Origin of the sequence: Frankia sp. Mgl5 (assembly GCF_023242985.1) — a bacterium.
Classification (GTDB): domain Bacteria; phylum Actinomycetota; class Actinomycetes; order Frankiales; family Frankiaceae; genus Parafrankia; species Parafrankia soli.
The window spans coordinates 14,079-40,011 of record NZ_JALKFY010000829.1 but is presented as its reverse complement, the minus strand read 5'-3'; the positions used below and the strand labels follow the sequence as shown (position 1 = coordinate 40,011).

The 25,933-nt window shown below is 73.5% G+C and carries 16 protein-coding genes, 1 pseudogene and 2 riboswitches; of the genes and pseudogenes, 11 read left to right on the top strand and 6 right to left on the bottom strand.

Going from position 1 to position 25,933, the window contains the following annotated elements:
• From MXD62_RS41130 to MXD62_RS34760, 5 genes and pseudogenes are all read left to right on the top strand, one after another.
• Positions 1–160 (top strand): annotated as a pseudogene (locus MXD62_RS41130) (aspartate aminotransferase family protein); the annotation flags it as partial.
• 125 nt (positions 161–285) lie between these two features.
• Complete coding sequence (locus tag MXD62_RS34775; protein ID WP_308301371.1) at positions 286–1,959, top strand: IucA/IucC family protein; 1,674 nt, start codon at positions 286–288, stop codon at positions 1,957–1,959.
• Positions 1,959–3,374, top strand: a complete 1,416-nt coding sequence (locus MXD62_RS34770) for a lysine N(6)-hydroxylase/L-ornithine N(5)-oxygenase family protein (RefSeq protein ID WP_248833611.1) — start codon at positions 1,959–1,961, stop codon at positions 3,372–3,374. Before MXD62_RS34775 ends, MXD62_RS34770 begins: the two co-directional genes overlap by 1 nt.
• Positions 3,371–5,221 carry an IucA/IucC family protein gene (locus MXD62_RS34765; protein WP_248833580.1) on the top strand — a complete coding sequence of 617 codons (1,851 nt, stop codon included), beginning with the start codon at positions 3,371–3,373 and terminating at the stop codon, positions 5,219–5,221. Before MXD62_RS34770 ends, MXD62_RS34765 begins: the two co-directional genes overlap by 4 nt.
• Positions 5,218–6,651 (top strand): glutamine synthetase family protein, encoded by a 1,434-nt coding sequence (locus tag MXD62_RS34760; RefSeq protein ID WP_308301370.1) that lies wholly within the window; start codon positions 5,218–5,220, stop codon positions 6,649–6,651. Before MXD62_RS34765 ends, MXD62_RS34760 begins: the two co-directional genes overlap by 4 nt.
• Here the strand turns inward: MXD62_RS34760 and MXD62_RS34755 are convergent.
• Positions 6,611–9,001, bottom strand: a complete 2,391-nt coding sequence (locus MXD62_RS34755) for an MMPL family transporter (protein ID WP_248833579.1) — start codon at positions 8,999–9,001, stop codon at positions 6,611–6,613. The two genes, MXD62_RS34760 and MXD62_RS34755, sit on opposite strands and share 41 nt — an antisense overlap.
• Positions 9,002–9,118: 117 nt before the next feature.
• Here MXD62_RS34755 and MXD62_RS34750 point away from each other — a divergent pair, with 117 nt between their 5' ends.
• Positions 9,119–9,883, top strand: coding sequence for a TetR/AcrR family transcriptional regulator (locus tag MXD62_RS34750; protein WP_248833578.1), 765 nt, complete (start codon positions 9,119–9,121; stop codon positions 9,881–9,883).
• Between the two features lie 96 nt (positions 9,884–9,979).
• On the opposite strand, the gene MXD62_RS34745 is transcribed toward MXD62_RS34750, so the two are convergent.
• Complete coding sequence (locus MXD62_RS34745) at positions 9,980–11,050, bottom strand: hypothetical protein (protein ID WP_248833577.1); 1,071 nt, start codon at positions 11,048–11,050, stop codon at positions 9,980–9,982.
• A 478-nt stretch (positions 11,051–11,528) separates the two neighbouring features.
• Here MXD62_RS34745 and MXD62_RS34740 point away from each other — a divergent pair, with 478 nt between their 5' ends.
• The 4 genes from MXD62_RS34740 (at position 11,529) to MXD62_RS34725 (ending at position 19,265) form a co-directional block, all read left to right on the top strand.
• On the top strand, positions 11,529–12,644 hold the full coding sequence (locus MXD62_RS34740; protein ID WP_251082802.1) for a cysteine--tRNA ligase: 1,116 nt from the start codon (positions 11,529–11,531) through the stop codon (positions 12,642–12,644).
• A 403-nt stretch (positions 12,645–13,047) separates the two neighbouring features.
• The gene (locus MXD62_RS34735) at positions 13,048–14,745 is read left to right on the top strand and encodes a diguanylate cyclase (protein WP_248833575.1); all 1,698 of its coding nucleotides are present in this window, start codon (positions 13,048–13,050) and stop codon (positions 14,743–14,745) included.
• Between the two features lie 461 nt (positions 14,746–15,206).
• Positions 15,207–17,816, top strand: a complete 2,610-nt coding sequence (locus MXD62_RS34730) for an MMPL family transporter (protein WP_248833574.1) — start codon at positions 15,207–15,209, stop codon at positions 17,814–17,816.
• A gap of 165 nt (positions 17,817–17,981) precedes the next feature.
• Positions 17,982–19,265 (top strand): class I SAM-dependent methyltransferase, encoded by a 1,284-nt coding sequence (locus MXD62_RS34725; protein ID WP_248833573.1) that lies wholly within the window; start codon positions 17,982–17,984, stop codon positions 19,263–19,265.
• A gap of 109 nt (positions 19,266–19,374) precedes the next feature.
• On the opposite strand, the gene MXD62_RS34720 is transcribed toward MXD62_RS34725, so the two are convergent.
• The 3 genes from MXD62_RS34720 to gcvP all read right to left on the bottom strand — a co-directional run bounded on the left by MXD62_RS34720 (position 19,375) and on the right by gcvP (position 24,167).
• Positions 19,375–19,827, bottom strand: coding sequence for a MaoC family dehydratase (locus MXD62_RS34720; protein ID WP_248833572.1), 453 nt, complete (start codon positions 19,825–19,827; stop codon positions 19,375–19,377).
• A gap of 58 nt (positions 19,828–19,885) precedes the next feature.
• The gene (locus MXD62_RS34715; protein WP_020458300.1) at positions 19,886–20,641 is read right to left on the bottom strand and encodes an FkbM family methyltransferase; all 756 of its coding nucleotides are present in this window, start codon (positions 20,639–20,641) and stop codon (positions 19,886–19,888) included.
• Positions 20,642–20,924: 283 nt separating this feature from the next.
• Positions 20,925–24,167, bottom strand: coding sequence for an aminomethyl-transferring glycine dehydrogenase (gene gcvP, locus MXD62_RS34710; protein ID WP_248833571.1), 3,243 nt, complete (start codon positions 24,165–24,167; stop codon positions 20,925–20,927).
• Between the two features lie 86 nt (positions 24,168–24,253).
• Positions 24,254–24,367: riboswitch (glycine riboswitch) on the bottom strand.
• Positions 24,368–24,370: 3 nt separating this feature from the next.
• Positions 24,371–24,465: riboswitch (glycine riboswitch) on the bottom strand.
• Positions 24,466–24,914: 449 nt separating this feature from the next.
• On the opposite strand from gcvP, the gene MXD62_RS34705 reads away from it, so the two are divergent.
• The gene (locus MXD62_RS34705; protein WP_248833609.1) at positions 24,915–25,322 is read left to right on the top strand and encodes a ChaB family protein; all 408 of its coding nucleotides are present in this window, start codon (positions 24,915–24,917) and stop codon (positions 25,320–25,322) included.
• 138 nt (positions 25,323–25,460) lie between these two features.
• On the opposite strand, the gene MXD62_RS34700 is transcribed toward MXD62_RS34705, so the two are convergent.
• Positions 25,461–25,724, bottom strand: a complete 264-nt coding sequence (locus MXD62_RS34700) for a hypothetical protein (RefSeq protein WP_071060029.1) — start codon at positions 25,722–25,724, stop codon at positions 25,461–25,463.
• Positions 25,725–25,933 lie beyond the last annotated feature (209 nt).

Sequence of the window (25,933 nt, the reverse complement as noted above, 5' to 3'; positions counted from 1 at the left end):
GGGGGGGGCGGGCGGGGGGGGCCCCCGGGCGGGGGGGCCGGGCGCCGTCCACCTCAAGCTGACGCTGCTGAACCCGGCCGCGACGCCGGCCGACGTCACCGCCCTGCTCGCCCTCGTCGCCGCGACCGGCGACCGGCTGGCCGCCGAGCCGGCGGCGTGACCGGCCCGAGCGGTCCCGCCGACACGTCCGACACGTCCGACACGTCCGCGACGGCCGCGACGGCTCCGGCGGGCATGAGGACTCCGGTAGGCACGTGGGCTCCGGCGGACGCTGCGGACGAGGTCGTGACCGAGGTGCTGCTGCGCTGCTGGACCCGGGAGTTCGGGCCGCCGCCGGTCCCCGGTGGTGGGGAGCTGCGGCTGGCGCTGCCGTCCACCGGGCTCACTGTCGACGTCGCGCTGACCTACCGCTCCGCCACCGGCTGGCACCGTTTCGGCCGGCCGCGGCTGGGCGGCGCCCCGCTCGACGCCAGCCTGCTCGCCGCGCTCCTGATCCGCGAGGCCGCAGCCGCGACCGGAGCTGGAGGCGGGGGCGGAGCCGGAGCCGGGTCGCCGGCCGCGGCCACGCGGACGGCGCTGGCGCGCGTCCTCGACTCGGCCGAGTGGATCGCGCGCATCATCGCGTTCCCCCGCCGCGCGCCCGCCGAGCCCTTCCTCGCCGCGGAACGCGCCCTCGTCACCGGGCACCCGTTCCACCCCGCCGCCAAGAACCGGGGGGAGGCGCCCGAGGCCGAGTGCGCCCGGTACTCACCCGAGCTGGACGGCTCCTTCCCGCTGCACTGGTTCGCCGCGCATCCCGACATCGTCCGGCACGGTGGCCCGGACCCGTCCGCGCTGCTCGCGTCGCTGCGCGGCGGCGGCCCGGCGCTACCGCCGGGGTACCGGGCGCTGCCGGCCCATCCCTGGCAGGCGCGGGCTGTCCCCACCCGCCCGGACGTCGCCGGCCTGCTCGCGGACGGCCGGCTGGTGGACCTCGGCCCGACCGGCCCGCCCTGGTTCCCGACGGCGTCCCTGCGCACCGTCTGGCGGCCGGACGCGCCGGTCATGCTCAAGCTCTCGCTGGGCATGCGGATCACCAACTCGCGGCGCGAGCTGCACCGCGACGAGCTCGATCTGGGCGCCGAGATGGCCAGGTACGCCCGGCTGGCCCTCGACGGGTGGCTGCGGGCCCGCCACCCGGCCTTCCGGCTCGTCCCGGAGCCGTCCTGGGCCGGGGTGCGGGCCGAGGGTCTGGAGTGCACCCTGCGGACGAACCCGTTCGGCGCGGGTGACCGCGTCGCGTGCGCCGCGGCGCTGGTGGCCGACCGGCCGGATCTGGAGCCGGGGGCTCCCGGTCGCTCGCGGCGGTCGATGCTCGCCGGGCTGATCAGCCGCCTGGCCGGATCAGCACCCACCGGGCCGGTGGCCCGCGAGTGGTTCGCCCGCTACCTGCGGGTGCTCGTCATCCCGGTGCTCGACCTCTACCTGCGCCGCGGCGTCGGCCTGGAGGCCCACCTGCAGAACACCCTCGTCTCGCTGGACGAGCGGGGCTGGCCGATCGCCGGGTGGTACCGCGACAGCCAGGGCTACTACCTGGCCGCCTCGCACGCCGACGCCGCGCGGCGCGAGGTCCCCGGCCTCGGCGACGGCCTGCCCGCGGTGTTCGACGACGAGCTGGTCGAGCAGCGGGTCGTCTACTACGCCGTCGTGAACAACGCCCTCGCTGTCATCGGGGCGCTGGGCGCGGCGGGGATCGCCGACGAGCCCGACCTGCTGCGCGGCCTGCGGGACGCGCTCCTCGCGCTGCGCTCGGAGCTGCCCCGTCACGGCCTGCTTGACCAGCTGCTGGACGCTCCCACCCTGCCCTGCAAGGCCAACCTGCGGATGTGCGTGGACGGCCGGGACGAGTTGGTGGGGCCGGTGGCGAGCCAGTCCGTCTACGTGGAGATTCCCAATCCGCTCGTGGAGGTCCGCCCGTGATGTCACCCTCCCCCGCCGCCGGGCCTGAGGCGTCCGCCGGCGCGCCCTACGACCTGCTCGGTGTGGGGCTGGGCCCGTTCAACCTGTCGCTGGCGGCGCTCGCCGACGGCGTGCCGGGGCTGCGAACGGCCTTCTTCGAGCGGCAGGACGCGTTCCGCTGGCATCCCGGGCTGCTGCTCGAGGGCACGTCGCTGCAGGTGCCGTTCCTGGCCGACCTGGTCACGCTGATCGACCCGACCAGCCGCTGGTCGTTCCTGTCCTACCTGCGCGAGCACGACCGGCTGTTCCGGTTCTACCTCTACGAACGCTTCCACCTGCCGCGCCGCGAGTACGACGACTACTGCCGCTGGGTGGCGCACGCCCTGGGGTCGGCGCGGTTCGGCTCCCGGGTCGACGCGGTGCGCTGGCATCCCGACGCCGCCCTGTTCCGGGTGACGGTCAGCCACGCCGGCGAGCCGGCCCCGGTGACCGTGACGGCGCGCAACCTGGTGCTCGGCGTGGGCACCGAGCCGGCCGTCCCGGAGGCCTTCGCCACCGTGGCCGGCCCCCGGGTGTTCCACTCGGCCGACTACCTGGGACGTCGCGACCAGCTCGACGGCGCCCGGCACGTCACCGTCGTCGGCTCCGGGCAGTCCGGCGCCGAGGTGTTCCTCGACCTGCTCCGCTCGCAGCCCGGGACGGGGCACTCGCTGGCCTGGATCACCCGGACCAGGGCCTTCGCCCCCATGGAGTACTCCAAGCTGGGCCTGGAACAGTTCACTCCAGACCACGTCCGCTACTTTCACGGACTCGACCAGGAGACGAAGGACGCCGTCGTCCCCGGCCAGTGGCAGCTGTACAAGGGCGTCGACGCGCAGACCATCGCCGAGATCTACGACCTGCTCTACGAACGCAGCATCGGCGGCGCCGACGCGGACGCCCTGCTGCTGCCGAACGTGTCGGTGAAAGGGGTGACCCACGGCGGCGGAGAGCTCAGCTACCGCCTGCGCTGCCGGCACCGTGACCAGCACCGGGAGTTCGCCGTCGACACCGACGCGGTCGTGCTGGCCACCGGCTACGCGGCGCGGCGGCCGGCGCTGCTCGACCCGGTGGCCGGGCTGCTCGACCTCGACGCCGGCGGCCGGTTCAAGGTCGACGAGCGGTACCGGGTCGCGACCGAGCCGGAGGTGAGCGGGCGGATCTACGTCCAGAACGCCGAGCTGCACACGCACGGTGTGGGCGCGCCCGACCTCGGGCTGGGGGCCTGGCGGGCGGCGGTCATCCTCGACGATCTCACCGGTGGCCGGGCGCACCGCCTGCCCCGCCCGGCCGCGTTCACCACCTTCGGCGTCCCGGCCCGGCCCCAGTCGCCCGGCGGGCCCGCCGCGGGCACCGCCCCGGCCCGGCCCGTCGAGGTCGGCGGAGCGGGCCGTTGACCACCGGGCTTCCTACAGCCGCCGCGGGGCGGTGGCGCGCTGCCGGGCTGGCGCTGCTCACCCGGCTGATCGCGGAGCTCGCCTACGAGGAGCTGCTCGTCCCGCGGGCCGAGCCGGCGTCCCCGCCGCGCACCCCGCCACCGGTCGGGCGCGGCGCGGCGGCGCCGTACCGGATCGAGTGCGGCCCCGTCACGTACACGTTCACCGCCCGGCGCGGCACGTTCGGCACCTGGTGGCCCGACCCGGCGACGCTGCGCCGCGACGGCGAGCCGGCCTGGGACCCGGCCCGGTTCCTGCTCGACACCCGGCAGGGCCTGGGCTGGTCCGGGGACGTCCTGACCGATGTCGTGCGCGAGGTGACGGCCACCCAGCGCGCCGACGCCGAGATCCTGCGGACGGCCCTGCCGGCCCGCGCGCTCGCCGACCTCTCCCACCTTGAGCTGGAGGGGCACCAGACCGGCCATCCCTGCATGATCGCGAACAAGGGGCGGCTCGGGTTCGACGCGGCCGACGCGGCGCGGTACGCCCCGGAGTCGCGCCGCCCGTTCCGGCTGCGCTGGGTGGCCGCCCACGCCGAGCTGGCGCGGCTCGTCACCGGCCCCGGGCTGGGCGCCACCGGGCTGTGCGAGGCCGAGCTCTCCGCCGCCACCAGAGCCGAGTTCGGCGCGGTCCTGCGTGCCGCGCTCGAGCCCACCGCCGGGGCGGACGCCGCCGCGTTGGCCGAGCGGTACGTGTGGCTGCCGGTGCACCCGTGGCAGTGGGAGAACGTGGTCGCGCCGATGTTCGCCGGCCCGCTCGCCACCGGGCAGCTGGTCGACCTCGGCGAGGCGCCCGACCGCTATCTGCCGTTGCAGTCCGTGCGCACGGTGGCGAACATCGACACCCCGGGCCGGCGCGACGTCAAGCTCGCACTGATGATCCGGAACACGCTGGTGTGGCGCGGGATGTCCGCCGCGGACGCCACCGCCGGACCGGCCGTCTCGGCGTGGCTGGTGTCGCTCGCCCACGGTGATCCGGTGCTGCGGGCCACCGGCGTCGTCGTGCTGCCCGAGATCGCCGGAGCCACCGTCGCGCATCCCGCCTTCGACGCGGTGCCGGACGCCCCCTACCGGCTGCACGAGCTGCTCGGGGTGCTCTGGCGGGAGCCGGTCGCGTCCTTCCTGGCCCCCGGCGAGCGGGCCCGGACCATGGCCTGCCTGCTCACCGTCGGCGCGGACGGCGAGTCGCTGGCCGCCGAGCTCGTCCGCCGCTCCGGGCTCGAGCCGGCGCGGTGGCTCACCACGCTGCTGGACGCGCTGCTCCCGCCGCTGCTGCACTACCTGTACGTGTACGGGGTGGCGTTCACCCCGCACGGCGAGAACGTGATCTGCGTGTTCGACGCCGGTGAGATCCCGCGGCGGATCGCGGTGAAGGACTTCGGCGCGGACGTCGACCTCGTCGAGGGAGAGTTCCCCGAGCGGGCGGCGACGGACGGCGGCGCCGGCGCGCTGTGCCGCCACTGGCCGGGCCGGATGCTCGCCCACTCGGTGCTCTCGGCGGTGTTCGCCGGCCACTTCCGCTACTTCTCGGTGATCGCCGCCGACCATCTCGGCGTACCCGAGGAGGAGTTCTGGTCGCTCGTGCGCGGCGCCGTGGAGGACTACCAGGAGGCCCACCCGGAGTACGCCGAGCGGTTCGCCGCGGTCGACCTGCTGGCCCCGTCCTTCGAGCGGGTCTGCCTCAACCGGGAGCAGTTCGCCGGGGCCGGTTTCCACGACCGCTCCGGGCGGGACGCCCAGTTCGACGTCCTGCACGGCACGGCGGCGAACCCGCTGGTGCTCGCCCCACCGCGGCGGAGCCACGGGTGACCCCCGAACCGGACCACACCCGGGCCGACGGCACGCGGGCGGACCACACGGCGGCGGACGACACGGCGGAGCACCCGGGGCTGGCGACGCTGCTCGGCGACGTGGACGAGGTGATCGTCGCCGTGCCCGACCTGCAGGGCCGGCTGGTGGGGACCGGGCTGTCACCGGAGTACTTCCGCGAGGAGGTGCTGGGCGGCGACGGCCTGGGGGCGTGCGCGTACCTGCACGCCGTCGACGTGGAGATGGAGACCGGCCCCGGCTACGCCTACGACCCGTGGGAGGGCGGCTTCGGGGATCTGCGGCTCGTCCCGGACCTGTCGACGCTGGGGCACGCGCCGTGGCACCCGGAGTCCGCGATCGTGATCGCGGACGCGGTCTGGCCCGACGGGACGCCGGTGGACGTGGCGCCGCGGACCGTCCTGCGCCGGCAGCTGGACCGGCTGGCGGCGCAGGGGCTGCGCGCGCTGGCCGGCACCGAGCTGGAGTTCCTCGTGTTCGAGGAGGCCTACCGCAAGGCCGCCCGGCGCGACTACGCCCGACTCACCCCGGCCAGCTCCTACAACGTCGACTACGCGCTCGCCGGCACCGAGCGGATGGACGATCTCGTCCGGTCGATCCGCCGGGCGATGGCCGCGGCGGGCGCACCGGTCGAGTCGGCGCGGGCCGAGGTCCACCCGGGCCAGTACGAGATCGTCTTCCGCTACGACGAGGCGCTGCGCACCTGTGACTGGCACGCGCTCTACAAGACGACCGCGAAGAAGATCGCGGGCGCGGCCGGGCGGGCCCTGACGTTCATGGCCAAGTACGACCAGGGTGAGGGCAACTCCTGCCACGTGCACCTCTCACTGCGCGCCGCCGACGGCGGCTTCGTCCTCGCCGCCGGCACGCCCGCTGACAGCGCCGGCCCGGACGCCGGGATGTCGGAGCTGATGCGGTGGTTCGTGGCCGGGCAGCTCGCCTGCATGGCCGAGCTCACCCTGCTCTACGCGCCCACCGTGAACTCCTACAAGCGGCTGGCGCCAGGCGGCTTCGCGCCGACCGGGATCGCCTGGGGCCTGGACAACCGCACCTGCGCTATCCGGGTCGTCGGGCGCGGCCGGTCGCTGCGCATCGAGCACCGGGTGCCCGGCGGCGACGCCAACCCCTACCTGGCGATCGCGGGCATGCTCGCCGCCGGGCTGCACGGCATCGAGAACCGGCTGCCGCTGCCGCCGCCGCGTGCGGGAAACGTCTTCGCCGCGCCGGACGTGCCGCGGCTGCCCGCCTCGCTACGCGACGCGGCCCGGGCGTGGCGGGAGAGCGCCACGGCCCGGGCCGCGTTCGGCGAGCGGGTCGTCGACCATCTGGCGCACGCCGCCGACGTCGAGCTGGCCGGCTACGAGCGGACGGTCACCGACTGGGAGCGCCGGCGGGGCTTCGAACGCTACTGACTCCCTCGGCGGTGGGCCCCTCGCCGGACCCCGCGCGGGGGCCTTCGCTGAGGCCGATCCGGGCGTGCAGCGCCCGCAGCGGCTTCGGCGCCCACCAGTTGACCTCCCCGGCGACCCGCATGAACGCCGGCACCAGCACCCCGCGGATCAGCGAGGCGTCCAGCAGGATCGCCAGCGCCGTGCCCAGGCCGAACATCTGCATGAACCGCACCGAGGACGTCCCGAAGGCGAGGAAGGTGACCGCGAGCAGCGCCGCGGCGGTCGTCACGAGGCGACCGGTGCGGGCGAGGCCGGCGGCGACCGCCTCGGTGTTCGACGCGCCCGCGTCGTGCTCCTCCTTGATCCGGGAGAGCAGGAAGACCTCGTAGTCCATGCTCAGGCCGAACGCGATGCAGAACAGCAGCACCGGCATGGACGTGTCCAGCGGGCCCGGGGTGAAGCCGAGCGCCCCGGAGAGATGGCCGTCCTGGAAGATCCAGACGGCCACGCCGAAGACGGCGGTCAGGGTCAGACCGTTCATCACGATCGCCTTCAGCGGCAGCAGCACGCTGCCGGTGAACAGGAACAGCAGGACGAACGTGGCCAGCGCGATCAGACCGATGGCCAGCGGGAGCCGGTCGCCGATGGTCGCCTTGCCGTCGACGAGCACCGCCGGCGGGCCGCCGACCAGCGCCTCGGTGCCCGCCGGGGTGGCGGTGTGCCGGATCTCGCCGACCAGCGCCTGGGCCTCGTCGGAGTGCGGCTCCACCGAGGGCACCACCCGCAGGTAGGCGGCGTTCTCGGCCGCGTACCGCTCGGTGGTCGGGCCCGGTGGCACGACGACCCGCCCGTCGAGCACGATGCCCGCGGAGCTGTCGACCCGGGCCACGCCGTCGAGCCCGGACAGCTCCCGGGCGTAGCCGGCGACGTCCGTCTCGCCGAGCCGTCCGGCCGGGCCGGTGAGGACGACGACGATCGCCCCGGCGTCGTTGGAGGAGAAGTCGTCGCGCAGGACGTCCCCGACGGCCCGGCTGGAGGCGCGCTCGCGCAGGACCCGGTCGTCCGGGGTGCCGAACTCGACGTGCAGGAACGGCGCGCCGAGCGCGAGGAGCAGTGCGATCACGGGCAGCCCGGTCAGCAGCGGGCGGCGCATGACGGTGGTGGCCACCCGCCGCCAGAACGGCGACTCGACGGCCTCCCGCGGCACCTCCCGCTCCGCCCCGGGCGCTCCCCCACCCGCCGCGGCGCTCGTGGCGGTCGGGACTCCCGCAACGGCCGAGGACTCACCCCGGCAGCGGCGCAGCCGCCCGATCAGGCCGCCGACGCGCAGCGCGTTCACCCGCGGGCCGAGCAGCATGAGCACGGCGGGCAGCGCCGTCACGGCGGTGATCACGGCGACCGCGGTGACGGCGATGCCCGCGTACGCCATCGACTTCAGGAAGTACGGCGGGAAGACCAGCATCACCGCGAGCGCGACGATCACCGTCGCACCGCTGAACAGAATCGTGCGGCCGGCCGTGCGCACCGTGGTCGACACCGCCGTGGCCCGGTCGTGGCCCGCGGCGAGCTCCTCCCGGAACCGGCTGACCATGAGCAGCGCGTAGTCGATACCGAGGCCGAGACCTAGCGCCGTGGTCAGGTTCACGGCGAAGATCGACACGTCGGTCAGGCCGCCGACGACCGACAGGAACGCGAAGCCGCCCAGGATGCCGACCAGCCCGATCCCCAGCGGCAGCAGCGCGGCGAGCAGGCCGCCGAAGGCGATCACCAGCAGCACCATCGTGATCGGTATCGCGATGGACTCGGCCACGGCCAGGTCCGCGCCCACCTGGCCGTTGATGTCCTCCCCGACGGTCGCCGCGCCACCGGGGCGGACGGTGACCGGGGAGTCGGCGTCGGGCCCGCCGGGCTGGCCGGCCTTGTACAGGTCCTCGTACTTCGCGACGAGGTCGGACTCGTGGTCGTCGTCCACGCTGGCCAGGACCAGCGCGGCCCGGCCGTCGTCGGAGACCAGCGGCGAGGCCCCGGTCCAGTAGGACGACACGTTGGTCACCCCGGGCTGGGCGGCCAGCTCGGTGGCGAGGCGACGGCCGGCGTCGGCCACCGCGGGGGTGTCGACGGCCGGGGGGTCCGTGCCCGGGGCCCCGGCGCGGGCCGTGACGAGCAGGACGAGGTTCGGCTCCCCACCGAACTTCGTGTCGACGAGGTCGGCGGCCCGACTGGAGTCGGAGGCGGGGTCGTCGAACCCCGCCGACTCGAGCTTGCCGAACGCGCCCATCCCCAGCGCCCCGGCGCCCAGGAGCGCGGCAAGAGTTACCAGGAGCACGAGTCGTGGCCGGTTGGTGACGAGCTTGGCTACTGCCGTGAACACGGGACCCTCCCGAGAGAACCGATCGCTTGAGAGAACAGTGTTCGCAAACACCGGTCGCCGTCAAGACCCCTGTTCTCGAAAATTGACACCGCTCACCGCGGACCGCAGCATTGCACCGTGACGAGCACAGCCCCCCGACGCGAACGAGTCCGCCAGGCGACGATCGAGGAGATCAAGGCGGCCGCCCATGCCCAGCTCGCCGAGCACGGCGCCGCCGCCCTCTCACTGCGAGCCGTCGCCCGCGCGATGGGGATGACACCCTCGGCGCTCTACCGGTACTTCGACAGCCGCGCCGCGTTGATCTCCGTGCTCGCCCAGGACGCGTACGCCTCGCTCGCCGACGCGCTCGAAGCCGCCTTCGCCACGGCCCCCGCCGACGACCAGGCGGTGCGCTGGCTCCTCGTCGCCCGGGCCCACCGCCAGTGGGCGAAGGACAGCCCCACCGAGTACACGCTGATCTTCGGCCCGCAGCCGACCGACCTCACCGACCACAGCGAGGCGCTCATCAACGAGCTCGAGCGGTCCGTCGCGGTGATGTTCCGGTGCATGGCGGAGGCGATCGCGGCCGGCGACATCGACCCGTCCCCGCTGGAGGTGGAGCTGTCACCCGGCCTGCGCGAGCGGCTGCTGGCCTGGGACTGCGCCGACCTCCCCCCGGCCGGGGCGGCGGCCTGCATGTCGGTGTGGACCCAGTTGCACGGGCTGATCGCGCTGGAGCTGTTCGGGCACATGCCGGAACCGCTGGCCGGCAGCCAGGAGCTCTTCGACCAGCAGATGCTCGGCGCGCTGGACCGGGCCGGCCACCGGGCCCCGATCGACCACCACGCCGTGATCGCCCGCGCGGACGGTGCCGCCGGGCCGGCCACCCCGGTGCGGGCCTGACCGCCGGGAGGCGACCAGGCCCGCACCGAGGCCGGCGTACTCAGCCCAGCCCGCTCAGGCCCGCGGGTTCACGCGGGCGTGCTCAGGCTGGAGGGGTCAGGCGGAGGCCCGCATCCGCCTGCTCAGGGTGTCCAGTGCGACACGGCGAGCACTCTTGATCTCGGGCAGCCGGGCCTGGTAGGCCGACGACGTCGCGAGCGGCTGGTAGAAGCCCAGCCGCGGGACGAAGTCGATGTCGTCGTAACCCGGCGGTCGGTGCAGGGCGTACGTACGCCCCGGGAATAGGAGGTCGTAGTTGTCGGCAATCTGCCAGATGGCGACATGCGGATCGACCCGGCGGCGTTGGAAGTACGCCTCGAGAACGTCGATTGTGAAACTGATCTCATGGAACTGCTTGACCAGGTTGTGGTAGTGCTGACCAACCTGATACTTGATCGGCAGCTCGACCTGGAGACAGTCCGAGTAGTCGAGAAGGTCGAGAGCCAGAGCCTTCAGCGAGGTCTCCACCCCGTAGCCACGGGAGAACGCGAGCGCCGCAAAGACGTCCGCGTCGATGACGAACTCCCCGATCAATGGCTGGATTGTGCGCGTGATGGACGGCACATAGCGCGCGAGTTGTTTCGAGAGCAGCGAGCGCAGCATCTCGGTCGTACGCCCGCCGGGCTGCCCGTCGCCGGTGACCCTGCGCGAGCTTCCGTTCACGAAAAGCGGCGCGTTACCAGCCGTCGCGGCGGCGGCGAGAACACCTACGGTGGCGGGATCGTAGCTTTCGAGGTCCGCGTCATGGAATATGAGCCGATTTCCGAACGCAAGGTAGGCGAGACTGCGCATCGCACCCGCCTTGCCGCCGGTCGTGGCCGCCTCCCGCCCCGCGTGGAGCTCCAGGACGGACTGGCCGCGCACGACCCAGCTCGCGCCCGCCTCGGTCGCGATCCGGACGAGATCGTGCTCGTCCCCGTCCGAGGAGGGGTCCACTATGACCCCGATCTCGTCGAGGACACTGCGTTCCTGCATCCAGCGTTGCCGGTTGAGCGCGACGATGGATCCCAGCGTCCGCGCCGCCTCAGGCCCGCGAGCGGGTATCAGCAGACTGAGCGTGACGCCTTTGTTGAGCTTGTCCACCTCGATCGCGTCGAGGTCGAGGGTGGTGGGTTCGAGCGTTCGCACGGACGCCCCTCTCTCGAGGCCTTTCTTGGTTACGACCAACCCCCCAGGCCGGTCACGCCCGCGCAGACGTGAGCGGCGGAACACATGGTGGTTCCCATACAGCACGAACCACCTGGGCGAAGCTTTCCGGGCAGACGTCCCCGGGTCAACAGGGCGTCCTTCCGGGCCCTGGGTCGTTACGACTTTCCTCGGTCGCCCACCGCGGGATCGACCGGCCCCCAGACCAACCGAACGGCGAGCCCCAAAGTATGGATGTTGCGCGACGAATCGTCACTCCCCCGGACGAGTCCTCTTGGTCATCCTCGTCACGCTCCTGCGGGCTGGCCCGTGTTCCCGCCATCCACGGGGGGTACGGAACGCCGGCCGGGTCCGCCCAGGGCGGATACCGACAGGTCTACCCGGGGGCGGTCCGGACGACGCCTGTGTCCGCCCGGCACCGCGGTGGCATGCTGAGGCGGTGGATGTCGCACTGAACCCGATGCGCCCCGTGCTGCGGCTCGGCGGGGCGCCGCTGCCGGTGGTGGGCCGAGCCCGGGTCTACGCGTGCGGCATCACCCCGTACGCCGTCACCCACCTCGGCCACGCGGCCACCTATCTGTGGACGGACCTGGCGATCCGGGTGTGGCGCAACGCCGGGGTCCCGGTCGAGCTGGCCCGCAACATCACCGACGTCGACGACGCGATGTTCGACGAGGCCCGCCGGACCGGCCTGCCCTACGACCAGATCGCGTCCCTCCAACGGTTCGCCTTCGACCGCACGATGGCCTCACTCGACATCCACCCGCCCGACCACGAGCCGACCGCGCGCGCGGCCGTGACCCGGGTGGTCGAGCTGGCGACGGCGCTGCTGCGCGCCGGCCACGCCTACGAGCGCGGCGGCAGCGTCTACGCCCGGACAGCCGAGGCCGCCGAACGCGCCGGCCTCGACCGGGCAGCCGCGATCGCCCTCGCCGCCGAGTACAACGACGACCCGCACGACCCCGAACGGGACGACCCACTCGACGTCGCCGTCTGGCGCGCCGCCCGGCCGGACGGCGGGTACCCGAGCTGGCCCAGCCCGTGGGGCCCCGGCCGGCCCGGCTGGCACGCCGAGTGCGCGGCGATGGTCCTGTCGACCTTCGGCTCCAGCGTGGACCTGCACGCCGGCGGCGCCGACCTGCGCTACCCCCACCACGCCGTGGAGGCGCTGCTCGCCGAGCGCGCCACCGGCGTGCGACCGTTCGCGCGGGCCTGGCTGCGGCCGGGGACCGTCCGTTCGGGCGGGGTCAAGATGTCCAAGTCGCTGGGCAACCTGGCCTTCGTCGACGACCTGCTGACCAGGCACAGCCCGGCCGCGGTGCGGCTGCTCTGCCTGGTGCGCCCCCGGGACGACGACTGGGACTTCGACGAGGCTGCGTTCGACGAGGCCGAGGCCGGCCTGGACCTCCTCTACTCCGCCGCCGGCCGCCCCGGCACCGTCCGGGACGCCTCCGCCGCGGACGAGGTCGACGCCGCGCTGCTCGACGATCTCGACACCGTCCGGGCCCGGTCCATCGCTCTGGACTCCGGCGGTGCCGCGGCCCGGCGGTTCATCTCCGTCCTCGGGCTCGCCTGAGGGGAGCCGGGCCTACCAGGCCCGGCCGGAAACGAACTCACAGGAACAAGAATCAGACAAAAGCTCACACCGCCCGTCAAACGAGCGTGTACGAAGAGCTACCATTCGATACGGTTCCGAAACGGGTCACAGGTCCGGACCCGCCAAGTCGAACCTCCCTGCCTGCTGACCCGACACGCGGAGCGACGGCGCGGCGCGCGTCCGCATCGCCATCGACGGGAGAAGCCCGCCCCCCGACCCGGGCCGGCACCCCGTGCACCCGCCACGCACGGACCCCGCACCCGCGGGCTCGGCGCCCCTGGAAACCGGCGCCCCGCACAGATCCGGCATTCGTATCGGAGACGCTGAACATGGCCCGGTCACTCCCGTCCGGCGCGCGGTGGCCGGCGACACCAGGTTCTCGGTGACGGCGGCCCGACCCTCGGCGGGTGCGCCGGCCGACCGTGGCTGGGTCTGGTACCTGGCCGGCGGGCTGGTCCTCGTGGCCGCCTCGTGCGCGCTCCCGGCCGCCGGCGGGACGTCCGGGCCGCGCGTGGCGCTCCACCTGCTGGTCAGCGGCTCGGCGGTGATGGCGGTCGCCGTGGGCAGGCGGCGCCACGGGCCGGTGGGCAGCCTGCCCTGGTGGTTGTTCGCCGCCGCCCAGGCGATCTCCGTGCTCGGCGACGCGATCCTCACCGACTCCCGCGACGGACTCGGCGCCGACGGCTTCCCCGGCATCGGGGACGCCTGCCACCTGGCCCGCTATCCCCTGCTGATGGCCGGCCTGATGATCCTCGCCCGACGGCGGGGACGGCCGGGCGGCGTGGCCGGTGTCCTGGACAGCCTGATGATGGCCGTCGCCGGGGCGCTGGTCTCCTGGGTCTACCTGGTCGCCCCGCGACTGGCGCTTGATCAGCCCCCGCTGGTCAGCCTGGCCTCGGTGGCCTACCCGGTGGGCGATCTCGCCCTGTTCGCGGCGAGCCTGCGCCTGTTCTTCGACGGCGGCCGACGCCCGCCGGCCTTCTACCTGCTCGCCGCCCACCTCGCCGCGGTCCTCGCCGCCGACGCCCGCTATGTGCCGCGCCAGCTCGACGGCGACTACCGGGTCGGCGGTGAGCTGGACGTCCTCTGGTTGGCCACCGCGCTGTTCCTCGGCGCGGCCGCGCTACACCCGAGCATGAGCCGCCTCGAGGCGGGTGGCACCCGCCCCGGCTCGGTGCTCTCCGTCCCCCGCCTGCTCGCGCTGACCGCCGCGGCGCTGGTGGCCCCGGTCGTGCTCGCGGTGCAGTGCGTGCGCGGGGAGACCAGCGGGCTGGTCGTCGTGGCGGTGGCCAGCGCGGCGATGTTCATTCTGATCATCTTCCGGATGGCGGGTCTGGTAGCCGACCAGCATCGGGCCGCGATCACCGACGTCCTGACCGGGCTGCACACCCGCCGGCACCTGGAAGGCGAGCTGTCCGCGGCGGTGGACCGCGCACTGCGCGACGGCACCCGGCTCGGCCTGTTCCTGGTCGACGTCGACCACTTCAAGGCGATCAACGACCGGTACGGCCATCTCGCCGGGGACGGCGTGCTCGTCGAGGTCGCCCACCGGTTACAGGCGGCGACTCGGCCCGGTGACGTCCTGGGTCGCTACGGCGGCGAGGAGTTCGCCGTGCTGGTCACGAACCTGCGCGAGACCGACCTCGCCACCGTCGGGGAGCGCCTGCGCCGCCAGGTCGGCAGCGAGCCGATCCGAATCAGCACCCGCACCACCACAGACCATCCCACGCCGCCGGACGGCGGTCCGCCGAGCAGTGCGTCTACGGGCAGCGGCGGGCTGGAAGGCGGCGGACTGGCCGGGTCGGCCCGGAGCGGGCCGGACGGCGGCGGGAACGCCGACGGTGTGGACACGGACGAGTCCGAGGTACGCGGGGAGCAGGTGATCGCGGTGACCGTCTCGGTCGGCGCGGCCGCCGTGCCCACCCACGCCGCCGACCCGTTCCACCTGTTCGGCGCCGCCGACGACGCGCTGTACGCGGCGAAGAGCGCCGGGCGCGACCGGGTGGCCGTCAGCGGCCGCGCCCTCCCCCCGGCCGGCGACGACCAGTTAGCGGTGAGCGGAGCCTCCGAAGCACTGTGACCCGGCTCGGGCCACAGTTGATCCTGGGGTTCCGCGGAACCGCAGAGCGCCTACCGGGTGGCGGCAGAAGCCGCCGCACCGCAAGACGCCGGGAGGCACTGGCGGGCGTCGTGTTCATGACACCGCGAGCGCGCGACGTGCCCGCATACGTCCCGCCTCCCAGCGGGCGAGCCGATGTGGGCGATTCGCCCGATTACGGCGCATTCGGCGACATAGTGTTCGCGCAGGGTTCCTGCCCACCGTGCCATGGATACCCCACCTATCTTCCCACCGGTGCACGCGACCACCGTGCACCACCCCCCTCATCTATCACCATCTCGGCCGTCGCCCACCCCGGCCGTCGCGCATCCCGGCCGTCGCGCATCCCGGCCGGCGGAGACCTGGCGACTCGGCGGAGACGACGGCCCAGCAGGGACGACGGCCGAGCGGAGACGACGGCCCAGCGGAGTCGAGGAGGACGGATGTCCCGGTTGCTGTACCGGATCGGCGCGGCCGCGGCCACCCGGCCGTGGCGGGTTGTCGGGATATGGCTTGCCGTGCTGGTGGCGGCCCTGGGGCTGGCCGCGGGCTCGGGGGGTCAGCCGCGCGACGACTACGACGCCCCGGGTACCGCCTCGCAGGTCGGCACCGACCTGCTGCGCCAGAGCTTCCCGACCCTGGCCGGCGCCGACGCGCGCGTCGTGCTGCACGGCACGAACAAGGCCCAGCTCGACCCGGCCATCCTGGCCAGCGTCGGTGCCCGACTCGGCAAGGTGCCGTCCGCCATTGTCGCGAGCCCGCCGGAACTGTCCCGTGATGGTGACACCGCGCTGTTCACTGTGCACTATTCGAAGCCGGTCACCCAGCTCGGCGGGCGCGATGCCCTGGACGCCGTCTACGCGGCGGCCACCCCGGCGAGTGACGCCGGGTTGCAGGTCGAGATCGGCGGCCAGATCTCGGAGAACCTCCAGTCGGTCGACGGCCGGGCCGAGGCGATCGGCGTCGGGGTCGCGCTGCTCATTCTCCTGATCGCCTTCGGCTCGGTGATCGCCGCCGGGGTGCCGATCGCGGTGGCGATGATCGGGCTGGGGGTCGGGGCCTCCGGCATCACCCTGATCGCGGCGACGACGACCGTCAGCACGATCGCCCCGACCCTCGCGTCGATGGTGGGGATCGGCGTCGGCATCGACTATGCGTTGCTCCTGGTCACCCGGCATGTCGAGGGGCTGCGGTCCGGCCTGTCCGTGGCGGAGGCGGCGGGGCGGGCGAACGCGACGGCCGGTATGTCGGTCGTCTTCGCCGGCCTCACCGTGATCGTCTCGCTGACGGGCCTGCGGCTGGTCGGTCTCAACACATACGTAACGACAGCCTTCACAACGGCGTCCGTTGTCATCGCGGTCGTCGCGGTCGCGGTCACCCTTGTTCCGGCATTGTGTGGTCTCGCGGACCTGCGGGTGCTGCGCCGCCGGGCGCACGCCGAGTTGTTCGTCGCCCGTTCCACGAGGCCGGCGGGCATCGGCTCGGCCCCCGGCGCCGACACTGGCACCGGCTCGGACGCGACGCCGGCGAAGCCGAAGCGGACCCTGACCGCGCGGTGGGCCGCGCGCATCGGCGCTCGTCCCCGCCCGTGGGCGCTCGCCGCACTGATCTTCCTGCTGGCCCTCGGCGCGCCCGTCCTGACCATGCGCACCTGGCCCCAGGACGCCGGCAGCGCGCCGACCGACGTGACCCAGCGGCGCGCCTACGACCTGATCTCCGCCGAGTACGGACCAGGCGAGAACGGCCCGCTGCTGCTGGCCGTCGACCTGCGGCAGCTGCCGGCGCCGGAGCTGCCGGGCCTGGTCGCGAAGGTCGCCGCGGTCCCGGGCGTCACGGCCGTCGAGCCGCCGGTGATCGCCCCGTCCGGGGAGGCCGCGGTGATCAGCGTGGTCCCGACGACCGGCCCGAGCGACAAGGCCGCGTCCGATCTGGTCGCCCGACTTCGCGCGGACGTGCTGCCGCCCGGCGTGTCGATCACCGGGACGACGGCGATCTTCGCCGATCTCTCCGGGTTGCTCTCGGAGCGGCTGTGGTGGGTGGTCGGCTTCGTCGTCGGGGTGTCGGTGCTGCTGCTTACCGTCGTCTTCCGCTCGCCGGTCGTGGCGATCAAGGCGGCGGTGATGAACCTGCTCTCCATCGCGGCCGCCTACGGCGTTGTGACGGCGGTGTTCCAGTGGGGTTGGGGAACGGACCTGCTCGGCCTGCCGCACAGTGTCCCGATGTCGAGCTGGCTGCCGGTCCTGATGTTCACTGTCCTGTTCGGCCTGAGCATGGACTACGAGGTCTTCCTGCTCTCCCGGATCAGGGAGGACTGGGTCGCCACCGGCGACCCGCACGGCAGCATCGTCCGCGGGCTCGCCTCGACCGGCCGGGTGATCACCAGCGCCGCCCTCATCATGATCGCCGTCTTCTCGGGCTTCGCCCTGGACCCGGACGTGACCGTGAAGATGGTCGGCGTCGGGATGGCGGTCGCCGTCCTGGTCGACGCGACGGTGATCCGGATGGTGCTGGTCCCGGCCACGATGGCGCTGCTGGGCCGGGCGAACTGGTGGCTGCCCAGATGGGTCGACGTCCTGCTGCCGCGGGTGGACATCCACGGTGAGCGGTTCGCGAGCGCGACCACCGGCCTCGGCAGCGGGTCCGGGTCCGGGTCCGGGTCATCGTCCGGGTCGGCTGGGCCGTCCAGGTCGGGCGGGCCGAACGGGTCGGGCGGGTCCGGTGGGTCGGGGAGCTCGGGTGGGCCAGGTGGCCGGCCCGGGAGGTCCGCGAAGTCCGACAAGCTCGCCGCGGGGGGCGGGTCCACGGCCCTCGGCACGGCGGTTACGCCCAGTAAGTCCGAATCATCCCGAAAGGCGGGGCCAGCCCGGGAGCGCACGACCGCCCGGGAGACCGCCACCGACGGCGGCGACGACGGCGACGGGCCCACCGATCCCGGGACGACCGACCACCTCCAGGGCTCTTCAGGCAGCGCGATGGCCGGTTCAGGCATCCCCGCACAGGTCTCGTCCGAACCGGTGGACCCGGGGGTGAAGGGCCGCGAACTTCAGCGGTGAAATTACATTTCCGCAGGTCAGAGCGGTTGACAACGCCCCACCGCGGGGCTTCGGACGCTCCGCCGGCGGCCATCTGGGTGACGGAATGTGTCGTTCTGTCCTGGTTAGCTGAGACGCCAGAGACAGAACGCCGCCCAGGCGGCATGGCGGAAGAGGGCACGCGGCGTGGACGGGCTCACCATGGACGGGCTCACCGTGGACGGGGTCGCGATGTCGGCGATCACGATGGGTGGCTTCACCATCGAGGAAATCACTGTGGAGCGGATCCTGCCGCGTGGGCACCGGGGCCGGGACAACGCCCCGATAGAGATCCTGATCAGGGATGGCGGGGTCGAGATCTACCCGCCCTCCGCGGAGAACACCTACTTCGCCCCGCGGACGGAGCGCGACCGGCCGGTTGTACCCGCGGCACGCGAGTCGACAGAATACGAGACGGCGTACTACGAGCCGGCCCGTTTCGAGCCGGCCCGTTTCGAGCCGGCAGAGCACGAGCTGACACAGCTCGAGCTGGCGGAGCACGAACCGGCGGGCTATGAGCCGGTGGAACACGGATCGGCGGGTCCCGAGGTGGCGGAGTACGAACCGGCGGACGAGGCGGGCGAGGCGGGCGACCCGGCCGAGCAGGTCGATCAGGCCCACCCGGCCACGGTGTTCGACCGTGCGGCGTACGACTACGACGCCGACGTCCACGGTGTGCCGTTCTTCCGTCCGCTGGGCAAGACCCTGGTGGCCGCGGCCGGCATCTCCCCCGGGGAGAACGTGATCGACCTTGCCTGCGGACGCGGTGCCGTGCTGTTCCCGGCCGCCGAGGCGACCGGGCCGGCCGGCTCCGTCCGGGCGTTCGACCTGGCGCCGACCATGGTCGAGCTGACCGCGGCCGACGTCGCGGCCCGTCAGCTGCCATGGGTCGACGTCACGATCGCCGACGCGATGGACCCGCCCGTCGAGCCGGGCTCGGTAGACGTCGTCCTCTGCGGGATGGGCCTGTTCCTGCTGCCCGACCCGGTGGCGGCGCTCGCCCGGTGGCGCGGCGTCCTGCGGCCCGGTGGGCGGCTGGCCGTGACCGTCTTCGGGCCGGCGGACCCGCTGTGGGACCGTCCCGACTACCCGCTGCGGCTGGCGACCTCGGTCGGTGCGGCCGAGCGCCGGCCGGGGCACGCCATCCTGGCGGAGGGTGCACTCGCCGACGCGCTCACCGCGACCGGTTTCACGCTCACCCGGGACGAGCTGGTCGCCACCGATCTCGTCTTCCGCGATGTGGCCCACTGGTGGCGCTGGGCCTGGGGGACGGCTCTGCGTTCCATGCTGGAGAAGGTCTCCGACGCCGAGGGCCCGGCGATGATCGAGGAGTTGACCCGGTGGCACGCCCCGTCCACCGACGCGGGCGGCCTGCACTGGCGCCCGACGATCCGCGTCGTCACCGCGGTCGTGACCGACCCGTCTGCCTGAGCCCGACGCTGACGGGCAGCCGTCAGGCCGGTGGCGGGCCCGGCGGGAGCCGGCCGCGGAACAGACAGCAGTCCGGGTGTCAGTCCGGTCAGTCCGGTCAGTCCGGGTGTCAGACCAGGTAGCGGGCGACGAACTCGGCGACACAGGCCGGCTTGGCCGCGCCCTCCAGCTCGATGGTGAGCTGGTTGACCGCCTGGGCGCCGCTGGGGATCTCCTCGACCGAGATGTTGCGGAGCGTCCCGCGGACCCGGGAGCCGACCGGGACCGGCTGTGGGAAGCGAACCTTGTTCAGGCCGTAGTTCAGCGCCATGGTGATGCCGGTGACCTGCGCGATCTCCGCGACCATCACCGGCAGCAGCGACAGGGTGAGATAGCCGTGCGCGATCGTCGTCTTGAACGGCCCGTCCTTGGCCTTCTCGACGTCGGTGTGGATCCACTGCCAGTCGCCCGTCGCCGCGGCGAAGGTGTTGATCTGATCCTGGGTCACCGTGAGCCAGGAGCTGGTTCCCAGCTCCTGGCCCTGGACCCGCTTCAGCTCGTCGATGCCGTTGATCGTCGCCACCCGGTGAGTATCCCGGAGCGGGCGCCGACGCGCTCGGCTTCGCCCCGCGACCGCCCGATCAGGCGTGCGCGACGAAGTTGAAGCGGTTGCCGTTGTCGAACGTCTTGCGGAACGTGCCAAGGGTGTAGGGGCCGGTGCCGTCCATGTCGAAGATGCGCAGGCCGAGGTCGCCGTCCACGAGGCGGTACATGTCCTCGGCGGTGGTCCCGTACTTCCGCGCGGCGGCGCCGAACTCGAAGATCACATAGGGGCGGTTCGCGGAGAGCAGCTTCTCGCCGCCCTTGAGCACGCCGTACTCCGCACCCTCGACGTCGATCTTGATCAGGTCGAGCCGGTGGTCGGGGGGGAGCGTCTCGTCGAGCACCTCGACGACGACCTCGATCTGCTCGACCTCCTCGGCGCCGTCCGGCGTCCGCTGGAGCAGGCCGCTGTACGCGGGCCGGCTGCGGACGTAGGCGAACGGGCTCACCCCGGCCTTCTCGGCGAGCGCGGCCTGCTTGAGCGTGACGGTCGGGAACTCCAGGCACAGGTACTCGAACAGGTGCGGCAGCGGCTCGTAGCCGATGTGCTCGCCGCGCGGGGCGTGCAGCACGATCGACTTGAGCACGTCACCGCGGTGGGCGCCGACGTCGATGCAGTTCGAGTCCTCCTGCAGGACGAAGGACAGCAGCAGCGCGAGGTGGCGGTCGTCGACCGCGTTGCGCCGGGCGCTGGGGAGCACGGTGCGGCGGACCAGCTTCAGCGCCGGACCCAGGCCCAGCTCGACCGCGGTCTGGCGCAGCTGGCCGAGTTGCTTGTTCATCTGCTCCTGCATCGCGGAAAGTCCCCTTCGCGAGCCTTCGGTCCGGGTGCCGGCCGACCGCCAGCTCCGCTGGCCGTGGGGCCCCGCCCGTCCGGCTGGTTGTCCAGGAGTGCGGCGTCCGTGGTGCAACACCACGAACGCCACACTTTGGTGCCGTCGTGCCGATTGTGCCAAGGACGCACGACACACCCATCGCCGACCCCTCGGGAGACACAACCGAGATACGACAGAAGGCCGCTCCGTTACCTGACGAACCTGGTAATAGAGCGGCTCTCCACATCCGGCGGTGCAGGCGTCAGGCCGGCGTCGCCGCAGGTAGGGGCACCCGCACCGGCTCGGCCGTCACGTCGAACGCCTCCACCGGCGGGCAGGTGCAGACCAGGTTGCGGTCGCCGTAGGCGCCGTCGATGCGCCGCACCGGCGGCCAGTACTTCGCCGCGCGCAGCGACGCCACCGGGTACGCCGCGACGGACCGCGGGTACGGGTGCGCCCACTCGTCCCCGGTGACCATCTCCGCGGTGTGCGGGGCGTTGCGCAGCGGGTTGTCGTCGCGGGGCCACTCCCCCGCGCCGACCTTCGCCGCCTCGGCCCGGATCGCGATCATCGCGTCGCAGAACCGGTCGATCTCGCCGAGGTCCTCGCTCTCGGTCGGCTCCACCATGAGCGTCCCCGCCACCGGGAACGACATCGTCGGCGCGTGGAAGCCGTAGTCGATCAGCCGCTTGGCGACGTCGTCGACGGTCACGCCCGTCTCCTTCGTCAACGGCCGCAGGTCGAGGATGCACTCGTGCGCGACCAGGCCGTTACGTCCCGTGTAGAGGACGGGGTAGTGCGGCGCGAGCCGGCGGGCGACGTAGTTGGCGTTGAGCACCGCCACCGAGGTCGCCTCGCGCAGCCCCTCCGCCCCCATCAGCCGGATGTAGGCCCACGGGATCATCAGGATGCCGGCCGACCCCCACGGTGACCCCGAGATCGGCCCGACCCCGGTCTCCGGGCCCGCCTCCGGGCGCAGCGGGTGGTTGGGCAGGTAGGGCAGCAGCTTCGCGCCGACCGCCACCGGCCCGACCCCCGGACCGCCGCCGCCGTGCGGGATGCAGAAGGTCTTGTGCAGGTTCAGGTGGCTCACGTCCGCCCCGAACCGGCCCGGCTTCGACAGCCCGACCAGCGCGTTCAGGTTCGCCCCGTCGACGTAGACCAGCCCGCCGGCGTCGTGCACCACCGCGCACGCCCGCGCGATGCCCTCCTCGTACACCCCGTGGGTGGACGGGTAGGTGACCATCAGCGCCGCGAGCGCCTGGGCGTGCTTGGCCGCCTTGGCGGTGAGGTCGTCCAGGTCGACGTTGCCCTCCGCGTCGCACGCGACTACGACCACGCGCATGCCGGCCATCGCCGCGCTCGCCGCGTTCGTCCCGTGCGCCGACGACGGGATCAGGCAGACGTCGCGCACCGGGTTCCCGGCCGCGGCGTGGTCGCGGTGGTAGGCCCGGATCGCCAGCAGGCCGGCGAGCTCACCCTGGCTGCCCGCGTTCGGCTGCACCGAGACGCCGGCGTACCCGGTGATCCGGGCCAGCCACTCCTCCAGATCCCGGATCATCGACACGTAGCCGGCGGCCTGGTCCAGTGGGGCGAACGGGTGGATGTCGGCGAAGTCCGGCCAGGTGACCGCGGCCATCTCGGTCGTCGCGTTGAGCTTCATCGTGCAGGAGCCGAGCGGGATCATGCCGCGGTCCAGCGCGAAGTCGACGTCGGCGAGCCGGCGCAGGTAGCGCAGCATCGCCGTCTCGGACCGGTGCGTGTGGAACACCGGATGCGCCAGGTACGGCTCCTCCCCGGTGCGGATCAGCGCCGCCGGGAGGGCCGGGCCCGCCGCCGGGCCGGCGGCCGCGGCCGGCCCGTCCGCGCCACCCACACCGAAGGCGGACCAGACGGCCCGCAGGTCGGCCGCCACGGTCGTCTCGTTGCAGGAGACGCCGACATGATCGCCGTCGACGAGACGCAGGTTCACCCCGTGCGCGAGCGCGTCGGCGACCACCTGGGCCGCGCACCCCGGCACCCGGGCGAGCACCGTGTCGAAGAACCCGTCGTGGACGATCTCCACCCCGCCGGCGCGCAGCCCGGCGGCGAGACTCACGGCGTGCCCGTGCACCCGCGCCGCGATCCCGGCCAGCCCCTCGGGCCCGTGGTAGACGGCGTACATCGACGCCAGCACCGCCGGGAGCACCTGCGCCGTGCAGATGTTGCTCGTCGCCTTCTCCCGCCGGATGTGCTGCTCACGGGTCTGCAGCGTGAGCCGGTAGGCGGGGTTGCCGGCCGCGTCCACCGAGACCCCGACGAGCCGGCCGGGCAGCGTCCGCTCCAGACCCGACCGGACGGCGAGGTAGCCGGCGTGCGGCCCACCGAAGGACAGCGGCAGCCCGAACCGCTGGGTGCTCCCGACCGCGATGTCCGCGCCGAGCGCGCCCGGCGAGCGCACCAGGGTGAGCGCGAGCAGGTCCGCGGCGACCGTCACCACGATGTCGCGCTCCCGGGCCTGTGCGATCACTCCGCGCAGGTCCCGCACCTCCCCACCGGCCCCGGGGTATGACAGCAGCACGCCGAAGGCGTCCCCGAGCACCTCGGACGGCACTACCGAAGGCACCTCGGACGGTGCCGACGGCGCGGCGGGCTGCGCGGGAGCGGCCGGTCCGGCGGCCGGCCGCTCACCCGGGGCCGGCGACGGACGTCCGGTGAGCCCGTCGCGGAGGTCGACGACGAGCACGGTGATGCCGAGCGCCTCCGCCCGGGTCCGGACCACCGCGATGGTCTGCGGCAGCGTGTCGGCGTCGATCACGAAGGTCGAGCGGCGGCCCCGGGCGGCCCGGTGGGCGATCTGCATGGCCTCCGCCGCCGCCGTCGGCTCGTCCAGCAGCGAGGCGCCGGCCACGGCGAGGCCGGTCAGATCCGTGATCATCGTCTGGAAGTTCAGCAGGGCCTCGAGCCGCCCCTGGGAGATCTCCGGCTGGTACGGCGTGTACGCCGTGTACCAGGCCGGGTTCTCCAGGACGTTGCGCTGGATCACCCCGGGCATGACCGCCGGGTGGAAGCCCAGACCGATCATGGAGGTGACCCGCCGGTTGTACCCGGCCAGCCCGCGCAGCTCCGCGAGCACCTCGGTCTCGTCGACGGCCGGGGGCAGGTCCAACTCGGTGTCCCGGATGGCCGCGGGCACCGCCGCGTCGGTCAGCCCCGTCAGCGAGCCCAGCCCCAGCAGGTCGAGCATCGCCCGGCGGTCGGCCTGGTCCGGGCCGACGTGCCGGTCGGTGAACCTCGGGACGAACCCGGCCGGCAGCCCCGGCCCGGCGGTGTCCGGTCGCGCGGATCCGGTGGACTCCGGTCGCGCGGGCCCGGTGGACTCCGGTCGCGGCGGGGCCTGGCGGGCCTGCGTGTCGCCGCCGTTCCCGGACGCCGCCTCGGAGACAATCCCCCTGGCCGCGTCCGTCGCCACGGCGGGTGCCGCGGTGTCGGAAATCGGTGTCTGTGTGGTGGTCTCGATGGTCATCGCGCGCTCCGGAGGTCGGGCAACGCCGGAGGCACCCCCGCGATCGGTGGTCACGGCGGCGCTCCCGCGTCGCGGCGGGCCTCCCCCTCTGTCATGGGCCTGAGAGCTTCGCCGGCCTGCCATGCCACCCGGAGCCTCCCGAGAGACGCGGCGGCCGGCTTGCACCGTCGGCGGGACGCTTGCGCGTCCGCTTTTCAGAGTCGCCTGACCCGGCGGTCTTGGGCCTGAGAGTTTGCGGGGAGTTCTTGCTCCTTCGGCGCCCCGGGCCACGGCCCGGAGCTCTCCCGCACGGGTGTGAGCGGCGCGATGTGAAGTTGTCAGCCCGCGGCGAGCGGGCCGTCCTGAGGCCAGGCTAATCGGCCTCGGTCCCGGCGGCCAACGATCCCGGCGATCTCGAAACAGGCACGAAACACGATGTCGACCAGGCTGAGAACTGCCTCACACCCGGGGCGTCGGTGCCTCGCGGCGGCGGTTCCCGTGCCTCGCGGCCACCGGCGTACCGCCGTGCCGGCGTACCTCCGTGCCGCCGTGCGGTTCACGCGCCGTGACCGGGGAAGTGTCCTCGAGGCGGCGTCCAGGGCCGCGGGCGGCCGGAAGCCATGGCCGCGACAGGGCCCGAGGACGGTCGGGCAAAGGGGCCGGCGGGGCGGCCGGCCGGCGAAGGAGGGAAACGGGATGGCCCGAGGGACCAAGTCCAGGAAGTCCTCCAGGAACGGCGGGAGCGCGAAGCGGGCGAAGACGGCGCGTATGCGCACGGACGTCCCCTCCACCGTCGCCCGTTCCGGCGACAAGGCCGTGCGTACCTGGAAGGAGACCCACGACTCGGCGGTCGAGAGCTACGGCGAGGGTGAGCGTGCGCACCGCACGGCGTTCGCGGCGCTCAAGCACACGCACGAGAAGGTCGGGGACAACTGGGCCCCCAAGGAGGGCGGCCGCCGCGGGCCCTCCGACGAGCAGGCCGCGCGCCCCACCGACAAGGCACTTTCCGACCCGCTTCCCACCGCCGAAGGCGTGGACGAGAAGGCGTCCGTGAAGCACCTGCGGGAAATCGCCCGGCAGCTCGACATACCGGGCCGCTCGACGATGAACAAGGCCGACCTGATCGAAGCCGTCAGGAAGGCGAACCGGCGGGCCACCACGGCTGCCCGCGGCTGACTCCCGGCCCCCGGCGGAAAGCACCGCCGGGGGCCCCGTCTGCCGGGCCGCCACCTGCCGGTCAGTACCTCCGGCGTCAGTACCTCCGGACCTCCGGCGTCAGTACCTCCGGCGGCGGTCACTCCGGGGCTCCGGCGGTCACTCCGGCTGTTTCGCGTCGCGGAACTTCGCCGCCTCGACGTCGCTGCGCGCGCCACCGCGCTCCCCTTCGAAGAACGACTCGGCGAGGCGGTCGTGTGAGGTCTGGTCCGTCACCTGGCGGGCCATCTCCTCGTCGGAGAGCCCCTGGCCGGCCGGCGCGGTGTGGGTGGCGGCACGGGCACGCGGCCGGGCCTCGCGGGCCGAGGGCCGTACCGGCTGTCCCGTCCTGGTCTTCGTGTCGTTCCTGGCCTGTTGCCCCATGCTCGCCCTCCCACCATCCGTCCGGCGGCACCGGCCTGCCGGCATTCGCCCGTTCCGGTGGCTGATCCCTGCCGGCATTCGCCCGTTCCGGTGGCTGATCACCGCGACCGCGACGAGCCGGCCGTGATCCGGCCACTGTCGACATGCCCGGACCGCGCCCTCATCACCCCCGTCTGTCCCGCGGCGCCGAGAGGTTTTTCCGGGGCCCG